Consider the following 10,179-nt stretch of genomic DNA (forward strand, 5'->3'; position numbering starts at 1 on the left):
CGACCATATGGGAGGACCTCATGGAGAATATCAAGATGCGCGTCGAGAAACGGCGTGACTTGACCCCGAGCATCGCCGAATTCACCCTGGTGCCGGTTGGGGCCGATGTGCTCCCTAGTTTCGATCCTGGTGCTCACATCACCTTGGAAACTCCGTCCGGAGCGATGCGTCGCTATTCACTGATCAACGATGGCAGCGACCCAAAGGAATTTGTTGTCGCGATCAAAAGAGAACCGAATTCGCGTGGGGGCTCCGCGTCGATGCACGAACAGGCGACCGTCGGGTCCGAGTTGACAGTCGAATTCCCGGAAAACGATTTCCCGCTAACCGATGTTCAGAAGTACCTGCTCATCGCCGGCGGTATCGGGATCACGCCGATTCTGTCGATGGCACGGTATCTCGACAAGAAGGGCAAGATGCTCAGAATCATCTACGTCAGCCGCAGTCCGGAGGAATCGGCCTATCTGGATGAACTGATGAGAGATTTCGATGGCCGGATCATTGTGCACCATGACGGCGGCGCTCCGGATGCAGTCTACGATTTCTGGGACGATCTCGTCACGCCCCGTGCCACTCACGTCTTCTGTTGTGGTCCGAAACCGCTGATGGATGAAATCAAGGCCGTTTCCGGGCACTGGCCGGAGGGGCGAGTTCACTTCGAGGATTTCAAGCCCGTCGATGTGGTGCGCCAAGACGATGTCTCTTTCGAAGTGGAGCTGAAAAAAAGTAGCGAAACCGTCACGGTGCCCGAAGATCGTTCGATCTTGGAGGCATTGCGTGACGCCGGATTCGCAACGTCCAGCTCCTGTGAAAGTGGCACATGCGGCACCTGCAAGATCCGCCTCCTCGAAGGGGAAGCTGACCATCGCGACATGGTGCTTATGGAAGAGGAAAAAAGCGACCATATAATGATTTGTGTATCGCGCGCGCTATCGGGGAGGCTGGTTCTTGACCTCTGATCCCGTCCGCCTCGGAGTTGCGGGATTGGGGCGGGCTTTCATGCTGATGGTCCCCACCTTTGATGCCGACGCACGCGTCAAGCTCACGGCCGCGGCCGCGCCGAGGGCGGAAAGCCGGGCCGCATTCGAAGAGCAATACGGCGGTGTCGCCTATCCGACTGTCGAGGAACTATGCGCCGATCCATCTGTGGAAGCGATCTACATCGCCACCCCGCACCAAATGCATGTAGATCACGTTCTGGCCGCGGCGCGCGCTGGAAAGCACATTCTCGTGGAAAAGCCGCTCGCGATCTCGATGGAAGACGCCGAGACCATGGTCGCCGCCGCGAACGAGGCGGGGGTTCACCTGATCGTTGGGCCCAGCCACAGTTTCGATCCGCCGGTCGAGCTGGCCGCGCAGTTGATCGCGAGCGGCAAGTTCGGCCAGCTGAGAATGATCCAGGCCCTTAACTACACTGACTTCCTGTATCGTCCCCGACGCCCGGAGGAGCTGCGCACCGAAGAAGGAGGAGGGGTGCTGTTCAGCCAGGCCATCCACCAGATCGACGTGGTCCGACGGCTTGCGGGCGGCATGGGAGAGAAGATTTATGCCATGACCGGGGCATGGGATCCAAAGCGTCCAACAGAAGGCGCCTTTACGGCGCTGATGAACTTTGAGGGTGGATGCGTCGCCAATCTCACCTATTCGGGCTATGCCCATTTCGATAGCGACATTTGGATGAACGACGTCGGAGAGCTGGGGCAGCGAAAACTCGCCGGCGCCTATGGCGATGCAAGGCGGGCGCTGATGGACCTCGATCCCGATGACGAGGCGCGCCTCAAGACGACGCGCACATTCGGCAGCGGTAAGACGGTCGACGCAAAGCACAACGAGCATTTTGGCCCAGTCATCGCGCTTTGCGACCGTGCCGACCTAAAGCTGACTCCGGACGGAGTTGAAGTATTTGGTGACACCGAGCGTGGCTTCATCGAAGTGACATTCGGGCCCGCGCCACGTAGAACCGTGAACGATGCACTGGTAGCCGCTGTCCGCCAGAACAAGGCCCCCGTCCAGACGGGCGCGTGGGGTCTGGCAAGCCTGGAGGTTTGCCATGCGATCCTGCAGTCCGCCTCGACCGGCCAACCTGTCGACCTGCGGCAACAATGCAAAACAAATGAGGAGGAACAAACTGGATGAGCAATCTCAAACTATCCCTTGCCATGGGAAATTATGACCGGACGCGTGCCATTGTGGATGGAAGAGTGCAGATAGACGGTGTCGATCCCGTGCCCATGCTACTGTCCCCAGAGGAAATGTTCTTCCGGGCGTTCCGCCACGAAGCTTTCGATATCAGCGAAATTTCGTTGTCCTCCTATTCGATCTCGGTCGCCCGCGGAAATCCGCACTATGTCGCGATCCCGGTCTTTCTGAGCCGGGCGTTCCGTCACACTTCTGTCTACATTCGAACCGACAAAGGAATCGAAACGCCTCAGGATCTGAGGGGCAAGCGCATTGGGATCGCCGAATACCAGCTGTCCGCCAATGTCTGGGTGCGCGGCATTCTCGAAGAGGAATACGGTGTCAAACCCTCCGACATCATCTGGGTGCGCGGCGGTATGGATACGCCGGGCCGGCCCGAAAAGATCAAGGTTCAGTTACCCGGCGATATCCGCATGGAAGAGGCGCCGGTCGGCAGCACGTTGAATGGCATGCTCGAAGCCGGTGAGATCGACGGCTTCGTCGGCCCGCGTTGGCCGCGTTGTTTCGCCGAGCGGCATCCGCACGTAGGTCGGCTTTTTGCAGACAGCATCGCTACGGCCGAAGCCTATTTCGAAAAGACCCGGATCTTTCCGATCATGCATGTTCTTGGGGTGCGCCGCAGCCTCGCCGAGGAATACCCGTTCCTACCCGCCGCCCTGCTCAAGGCGTTCACGCAATCGAAGCTAATAGCAGAAGAGGCCCTGTCGGACACCTCTGCAACGAAAGTAACGATGCCCTTCGTCGAGGATAATCTCAACCGCGTGCATGCGCTAATGGGTGACGACCCCTGGAGCTATGGCGTCGGCGGCAACGCCCATGTCCTGAACAAGTTTTTGGATTACCACGCGAGTCAGGGACTGTCGCCGCGCCGGGTGGAGATCGAAGAACTGTTCCATCCCTCGACCCTAGAAGCCTACAGCCTTTAAGAGGAGCGCCACAATGGAAAAGTACGCACCCGGAGATATCGTCGAGGTCGAAACAACGAAGGGGCTGGCTTACGTACAGCTCACACATACCCACCCGAGCTATCCTCCCGTGGTCAAGTTCCTCCCGGGGTCTTACGAACACCGGCCCGACAATGTGACTGTATTGGCCGAAAAACCCGCACCGATAGCCATGGTCCCCCTAACGGGGGTATTGAATCGGTTAGGGTTGAAGCACGCGCTTGCCGGAAGGTCGGACATTCCGCATTCGGAAAGAAGCTTCCCGATTTTCCGGATGCCGATTCGCGACAAGCAAGGCAAGATCATCTATTGGTGGTTCTGGGACGGCCAAGGGTTGACCTATTCTACCGAGCTGATGGAGCAGCAGGAGACGCTGCCAATGCGCGAGGTTATGTCTTCAGGCCACTTCCTGGATCAGTTGCTGGCCCATGACGAGTAGCAGGAACAATCCGCGCCGACAGGCGCGATGACCGCGGGGTTCGGTGGCCTCTTGGCCGCGTTCGGAGCGTTCTGCTACGCCTTGAGTTCGGTTTCCATTGCCAAGAGCTCCCAATCGGTTCAGGGCCGCGGCAACGACGTTCTTATCTCTGTGCTGATGACCGCCGTTGTCTCCGGGGCGCTTTGGCTGCTCCTGGGTCCAACGATGCCGGAACTTGGACGCGGTGTACTCATTGGTGTGGCCTATTTCGTTGCAGCCGGGGTGCTTGGCAACGTTGTCGGCCGTCTTACGCTGTTTCGCTCCGTAGAGCTTGCCGGAGCCATCGAGACCGGTTTCATCCGACGCCTGATACCGGTGTTTGCGGCGCTGTTGGCGTTCTTTCTGCTGGGTGAGGTCATCACCACACCTGTGGTCATCGCCTTCTTTCTGGTTACCAGCGGCGTGGTGGTCATGATGTCACGCGCTTCTGTCAAATCGGCTTCTGACTTAGCGGTCGGAGAGCCCGCCCCTCTAGAGAGGAACAAGGGCCGCGCGATGGCCGTAGCGTCGGCCGCCGGATATGGTGGCTCTTTCGTCTCCCGAAAACTCGCGATGCAGACTTTGCCAGACCCTCTGGCCGGCGTGTTCATCGGTGCGATGACGGGTCTAATGTGGTTCGCGGTCTCCTGGGTGTTCCGGTTCAAATCGCGCAACGCGCTGTCCTGGCGAATTCAGCGGCCGAGCGGGTGGCAACTTCTGGCTGGCGGTTCGATGACCGTTGGACAAGTGGCGCTGTTCTTTTCGCTTATATTTACTGATGTGACCGTCGTCGCGATCATGTCATCGATCGAGATGTTCTTTGCCGCCTGGCTCGCAGGCCATATCTTCAAAACCGAACGGCGCCCAGGTCCCAGATTCTACCTGGCGTCTGCACTGGCCGCGACCGGTGTGACACTTCTCGCCCTTGCGCCAAGGTTTGGTTAGCGGGACTGGCAACACACGCTTGCGAGATTATCCAGAAGCTTGTCCATCGCAGCGAAAAGGCGACCCAACTCGTCGGGTTCAAATCCCGCCGAGGCGTGATCTGCCGCGAGACGCGCAGATTTCATTGCGCCATCGATCCTTCGAAGGCCTGTGTCAGTCAGGTCGACATGAACCACGCGCCGGTCGGACTGGCTGCGGTTACGCGTGATAAGATCTCGCTTTTCGAGCTCGTCCAGTACGCGTGTAGATGACGCCTTTTCGATGCCCAGCAACCCGGAAAGCTCGGATTGTTTTAGTTTGCCTTCCTCTCTCAGGCACCGGAGATGAATGTACTGCGCCATGCTGAGCCCGGTTTCGCGCAACTGCTCCTGCAGCAGCTTACCATAAAGATGATGCGCCAGGCGGAGCGACGCCCCAAGACCACGTTTCCTAGAAGGTGATTGCGGCACGATTTGCGCCCCCCTAATTTAGATGTCTTATTTCTTGACAATTCTAAAGCCACTCTTATAGTAAGGCAATCTTACTAACTTGAAGCAAGACTGGGCAACAGACGGAGGAGCTAAGATGCCAGAAAGATTGCTATGTGCGGTGTCGGACTTGAGCGACAAGACGGCAAAGATTTGCGAGGTCGACGGGGTCGAGATCGGGGTCATTCGGCACAAAGGAGACATCGTTGCATATAAGAACGTGTGTCCGCACCAAGGTGGCCCGGTATGCGAAGGCCTAAAGATGCCGCAGGTCTGCGTCGAACTCGACGACCAGCAGCGCGCGCTCCGGCAGACCTTCAACGAAGACGAACTGCATTTCGTTTGCCCGTGGCATGGCTGGGAATTCAAGATTGCGACGGGCGAAGCCGTTGGCGATCCAAAGTACAAAATGAAACGTTACAACGTGGTGGAAAGAGGAGGTGAGGTCTATGTCGAAGTTTGACCAGATAGCCGCTGAAGCTCCTGCTCTGGAGGCATCGGTCGATGCTGTCCTGAATGCACTGCGCAACCCCGAAAGCAGTGGCCTGCGCGCCGAGCAACTTCAGGCGCTGCTTTCACACGCTGTGACCGCATATGCGAAACTTCGCGAAACCAATGACGGCTTGCCCGCATTCCCACGAGACAACGATGTCTCGGCGACAGCTGTCGCCATCGCCGCGACCGGCATTCTCGATGCCGCCGATATGGCGGTGTTCGAGTTGGGCATGTGGCAGACGCTGAATCCGTAACACGAGGGGAGAGAGATAAAATGTCTTTGACGGGCAACACGATGAACTACAGCTCGGATAACGATCCGGCGATACAGGAATTTAACACCAGCAAGCTGCTGAAGAACGCACGTAAGCAAGCGGAAGACCGTAATTACAAAGACTTCTTCATTTGCGATGTGGACAGCCACCACTATGAGACTGAGGCCTTGCCGGAAATCCTGCAATACATGGACGACCCGGTGATGCGCCATCTTGGCTTGTCAGCCGGTAACGTTGGCCGCGCCGGCCTTATTCCGCAGGCGATCGGTTCGCAGGACATGGCTGGGCGCGTGACGCGCTATGCGGGTCGGAACAAGGAAATTGTCCCCGAAGAACCACACCGCGACATCACTTTGGCACGGCGCTGGATGGACGCGATGGGTACGGATATGGCGTGCCTTTTCCCAACCCCAATGCTGTTGTTGGCAACGCACCCCCAAGTCGAGGTCGAGGTGGCAATGGCCCGCGCCTATAACCGTTGGCTGAGCGAGCGCATTCTTGAAGAAGACAATCGCCTCGTATCCATGGTCTATCTGCCCATGAACGAGCCGCACGAAGCCGAGAAGATGATTGACGAGTTCGCCGAAAAGAAAGGCGTCGTTGGGTTCCTTTCGACTGGGTATCTCAAGCGGCCAGTGCATGACAGCGCAAACATGCGTATTTATGCCAAACTGGAAGAGCATGGAATGCCTCTTGGCTTCCACGCGGCTTATCACTGGGCCGACACCTCGTTGGCACAGCTGAACAAGTTTATCTCAGTTCACGCGCTTGGTTTCAGCTTCTGTAACATCATCCACATGACCAACTGGGTTATGAACGGCATGCCCGAGCGTTTTCCAAAGCTGAAAACCATGTGGATCGAAAGTGGTCTGGCTTGGGTTCCTTTCCTGATGCAACGGCTGGACAACGAGTACATGATGCGTACGTCCGATGCTCCGCTCTTGAAGAAAAAACCCAGCGATTACATGCGTGAGATGTACTACTCTACGCAGCCGATGGAGCTGGTGGACAACCGCGAAGCCTTGGAAGTCACCTTCAAGATGATAAACGCAGAATCGCAGTTGCTCTATTCGTCCGACTATCCGCATTGGGATATGGATCTTCCGAGCACGATCTATGACCTTCCGTTCTTGGACGAGAAGGCCAAGCGGAGCATTCTAGGTGGAAACGCGCAGAAACTGTTCAATCTTGACCCAGTTATGTCCGAGTGGAAACTGGAGGCAAACGCCAAAGGTTGACGCCGTTCTCGTCGTCCGTCTTCAACAGGACACGCATATACGGATCACTGCGAGGCTGCCCGGAGAACATCCGGGTGGCCTCTTTCATGCTTGAACGGCACGCAGTATGTCTGGCGGTTATCGCGACCTAGCTATCTCTTGAAGCGCGGCAAAAAACATAGACATCTAAGTAGTCAAATGATAGCATGTCTTAGCGTTCGATCAGTGAGGCGAAGATGAGCATCAAGAATATCCTTATTACGCATTCCGGGAGTGCTGGATTCCCGAGTGGCGTAGGTCATGCGACAAAAATTGCGGCCAAGCACGATGCATGGCTGACGGCGGTTTATGGCAGCACTTCTTCCTACTTCGAACATGTTCTCGGCCTGACCGAGGAACTTCTCGACAAGCTCGGAAATGTGCGAAATGAGAAAATCGAAGCTGCTCGAGCCTTTTTTGAGGAGCAAGCTTCTTCGGCAGGAGTGGCCGAACGGTCGCGTTTTGTTATGCCAAGCGAGATCGGAAAGTTAAGTTTGCCCGAAATCGCACGTAATTTTGATTTTGTGGTGACAGGCTACCAATCGAACCTTCCTACCGATGAATTTCGCGCTGTGAACCCAGATCTTATGGCACTACAAAGCGGCCGCCCAGTCCTTGTTGTACCCAATGGATACTCTACTGACAAACTCGGTTCACATGCTCTCGTCGCCTGGGACGGAAAGCGCTCGGCAGCCCGAGCGCTCAACGACGCAATGACGATCTTGGAGGAGAGACCGCGCAAGGTCACGATCTTGAGCGTTGGCGCGAGCCTGCCGAAAATGCCCGAAGGAACAGACATTGTCACCCACCTCCAACGCCATGGTGTTGACGTGGAACAGGTCGAGCGCCCCAAAGGCAAGAACGGCATAGCCGACGTTATTCAACGGACCGCTGCCGAGTTGGGGGCAAAGTTGATCGTGATGGGGGCTTACGAACACAGCAAATTCTCACAAGACCTGTTCGGTGGCGTTACCCACGAAGTCATCAGGAACAGCCAAGTGCCGGTGTTCATGTCCCACTGACCGCATCGTCGCGCCTTTCGGAGGGCGTCCTTTGCGTGGCTAGCAGTGTCGTCCCCCGCGCGGAGCCTTCTGTCCATGATCATGCAGGCTCGGCGAAGGATTGACGGATTCGGTCCATGAGCTGAATTTGCGGCGCGGAGAACACCGTCTTCTTGTCGTAGACCAGGAACAGCGGCATCGCAATTTCCAGCTCTGGTGTATGCACAAGGCGAAGCCCTGACACCTCTGGGTCCCTCGGCAATGCGCTCTTGAAGACGAAACCGGCCCCGACATCGGCGCGGATCGCATTTAAGATCGGCTCGGGATGCCCGAAGGCCAGTACGCTGTTGGTTCTCACGACCCCAGCGGCGCGCAGCACCTCATCGATGAGTTCTCGAGCCATTTGCCCCTTCGGCGGGGTGATCAGCGGCAATGTCCCTAGCTCATCGATGTAAGCGACATCGCCGACCAGTCGGCTCTCTATCGCGGCCACCAGATAAAGCGGCTCGCGCCAGAGCAATTCGATTTCCAACCGTGAGGTGTCGCGATTGTGATCAACCAAAGTGATACCGAAGTCGCAATCCCCAAGCAGAACTGATTCCGTGGCCAGGTAGGGGCTGGCCATCGACACCGAAATCCTGGCCGATGGGAATTCCTTTTTGAACGCAATTATAGTTTCAGACAACTTGTAGGTGCCGGCCACCATCGACGAGGCGATCCGCGTTCGGCCAATCAGACCTTTCTTGATGTCTGCGAGGTCAAGAAACATATCTGAGCTGCGCTGAATAGTTTCCTTCGCCCAGGCAAGAGTGCGACGCCCGGCATGTGTCAGTTCGATGTTGCGCCCGGCCTTGCGCACCAACTTGACACCAAGGCTCTTCTCAAGACTGCGCAGGTGGGCGGTTACTGCGGGTTGCGCAATATTCAAATACTCCGCCGCGCGGGTTACACTGTTGAATTTGGCGATCGTGCAAAAGACGTGCAGCTTGTGCAGCGTGAGATTGCGCGACCGAAGCAAGTCTTTCGACGGCGTGTCGTTCGGTTCTTCTGGCCGATCTTTGCGCAATTCCTGTTCTCCCGTGTCAGGCATCCGGTTTGATGGCTCGGAAGCATACCAAAACCACAATAAATCAGTCGGGCAAGTTCAGGAATCAACTCTATTGATTGAGTGCCCGGCATTAAATCATAACCATAGCCATATATATTGTCGACGTTTGCGTATTGGACCCGAGACCGCTCGGCATCGCACAATCGGAACATTCCTGATCCTTGCGCGGCTATCGCAGCGGCTCGAGTGATACAGTCGGCTAGAAGCCTGTCGTCCAGAAGAGTCGAAGGTTCATACCATTTGAAGGGAGGAGGAAAGTTTGAAGGAATTTGCGTTCGGTACGGAGCCGCCCGGGTCCGGTAGGATTTGCGTCGTCGGGGCCGGATTCATGGGATGTGTCATCGCGACACTCTATGCGCATCACGGCTATGATGCGGTGATCTGCGACAGCAATCAGACCATGCTTGACACTTACGTAGAGCGGGCCCGCCCGATCGCGGCAGGACTGGTCGAGGATTCGGATGCATCGGAGGCCATGCTAGCCGGAGTGACACTTGAGCCGGATCTTGCGAGCGCGATCGAAGGGGTCTTCCTCGTGCATGAAGCAGTGCAGGAATCCCTGGAAGTCAAACAGGCCCTGTTCGCGGAACTCGAAAGGATCTGTCCGGAAAACGTGGTGCTGGCGACCAATACCTCGTCCTTCCTAATCTCCGACATCGCCGCTCAAATGACACGCAAAGAGCGGATGATGGGCATTCACTATGTTACTCCGGGTCATATCGTTCCCGTAATCGAGTTGATCCATGCGGCCGATACGCCAGCGGAGTTGGTGGCATGGAGCCGCATGCTGGTGCAGAACATCGAACATGTCGGTGTCGCGATCCTCGAACGTCCAGGCTTTCTTGTGAACCGGATCCAGTTCGCCATGCTGACCGAGATCTATCGTCTGATGGACGAAGGCCTGGTGTCGCGTAGCCCTTAATTGTGAGATGAGAAATCCAACGAAATCAACGGCCTTGCTTTGCCCTTAAATATGATATTTTGCCTTTAAATCCGATATTTTTGCCCTTAAACCTGAGACAGGGTTCGCAG

General features: G+C 56.5%; 12 protein-coding genes. 10 read left to right on the forward strand and 2 right to left on the reverse strand.

Annotated elements, in window-relative coordinates; all coding sequences use genetic code 11:
• Positions 1–20 precede the first annotated feature (20 nt).
• From WG622_RS18710 to WG622_RS18730, 5 genes are read left to right on the forward strand one after another with little or no spacing between them, the layout of a single operon-like run.
• Positions 21–959, forward strand: a complete 939-nt coding sequence (locus tag WG622_RS18710; RefSeq protein WP_007803173.1) for a PDR/VanB family oxidoreductase — start codon at positions 21–23, stop codon at positions 957–959.
• Positions 916–2,136 carry a Gfo/Idh/MocA family protein gene (locus WG622_RS18715; RefSeq protein WP_256359826.1) on the forward strand — a complete coding sequence of 407 codons (1,221 nt, stop codon included), beginning with the start codon at positions 916–918 and terminating at the stop codon, positions 2,134–2,136. The genes WG622_RS18710 and WG622_RS18715 overlap by 44 nt, the downstream gene beginning before the upstream one ends.
• The gene (locus tag WG622_RS18720; RefSeq protein ID WP_179949503.1) at positions 2,133–3,125 is read left to right on the forward strand and encodes an ABC transporter substrate-binding protein; all 993 of its coding nucleotides are present in this window, start codon (positions 2,133–2,135) and stop codon (positions 3,123–3,125) included. The genes WG622_RS18715 and WG622_RS18720 overlap by 4 nt, the downstream gene beginning before the upstream one ends.
• Before the next feature lie 13 nt (positions 3,126–3,138).
• Positions 3,139–3,582 (forward strand): hypothetical protein, encoded by a 444-nt coding sequence (locus tag WG622_RS18725; RefSeq protein WP_007803168.1) that lies wholly within the window; start codon positions 3,139–3,141, stop codon positions 3,580–3,582.
• Positions 3,583–3,609: 27 nt separating this feature from the next.
• Positions 3,610–4,545 carry an EamA family transporter gene (locus WG622_RS18730; RefSeq protein WP_188678871.1) on the forward strand — a complete coding sequence of 312 codons (936 nt, stop codon included), beginning with the start codon at positions 3,610–3,612 and terminating at the stop codon, positions 4,543–4,545.
• Here the strand turns inward: WG622_RS18730 and WG622_RS18735 are convergent.
• Complete coding sequence (locus tag WG622_RS18735; protein ID WP_229678653.1) at positions 4,542–4,994, reverse strand: MarR family winged helix-turn-helix transcriptional regulator; 453 nt, start codon at positions 4,992–4,994, stop codon at positions 4,542–4,544. The genes WG622_RS18730 and WG622_RS18735 overlap by 4 nt on opposite strands.
• A 115-nt stretch (positions 4,995–5,109) precedes the next feature.
• Between WG622_RS18735 and WG622_RS18740 the strand changes: the two genes are divergently transcribed.
• From WG622_RS18740 to WG622_RS18755, 4 genes are all read left to right on the forward strand, one after another.
• Entirely contained in the window at positions 5,110–5,475 is a 366-nt protein-coding gene (locus WG622_RS18740; RefSeq protein ID WP_076626060.1) for a Rieske (2Fe-2S) protein, read from the forward strand.
• Positions 5,462–5,761 carry a hypothetical protein gene (locus WG622_RS18745; protein ID WP_007803160.1) on the forward strand — a complete coding sequence of 100 codons (300 nt, stop codon included), beginning with the start codon at positions 5,462–5,464 and terminating at the stop codon, positions 5,759–5,761. Before WG622_RS18740 ends, WG622_RS18745 begins: the two co-directional genes overlap by 14 nt.
• 20 nt (positions 5,762–5,781) lie before the next feature.
• Complete coding sequence (locus tag WG622_RS18750) at positions 5,782–7,020, forward strand: amidohydrolase family protein (protein ID WP_007803158.1); 1,239 nt, start codon at positions 5,782–5,784, stop codon at positions 7,018–7,020.
• Positions 7,021–7,235: 215 nt separating this feature from the next.
• A complete protein-coding gene (locus tag WG622_RS18755; RefSeq protein WP_229678652.1) occupies positions 7,236–8,060 on the forward strand; it encodes a universal stress protein in 825 nt (274 codons plus the stop codon).
• Positions 8,061–8,139: 79 nt separating this feature from the next.
• On the opposite strand, the gene WG622_RS18760 is transcribed toward WG622_RS18755, so the two are convergent.
• Positions 8,140–9,129, reverse strand: a complete 990-nt coding sequence (locus WG622_RS18760; RefSeq protein WP_008335700.1) for a LysR family transcriptional regulator — start codon at positions 9,127–9,129, stop codon at positions 8,140–8,142.
• A gap of 277 nt (positions 9,130–9,406) precedes the next feature.
• Here WG622_RS18760 and WG622_RS18765 point away from each other — a divergent pair, with 277 nt between their 5' ends.
• Complete coding sequence (locus WG622_RS18765) at positions 9,407–10,069, forward strand: 3-hydroxyacyl-CoA dehydrogenase family protein (RefSeq protein WP_007803148.1); 663 nt, start codon at positions 9,407–9,409, stop codon at positions 10,067–10,069.
• Positions 10,070–10,179 lie beyond the last annotated feature (110 nt).

Origin of the sequence: Cognatishimia coralii (genome assembly GCF_037478305.1) — a bacterium.
Taxonomy (GTDB): domain Bacteria; phylum Pseudomonadota; class Alphaproteobacteria; order Rhodobacterales; family Rhodobacteraceae; genus Cognatishimia; species Cognatishimia coralii.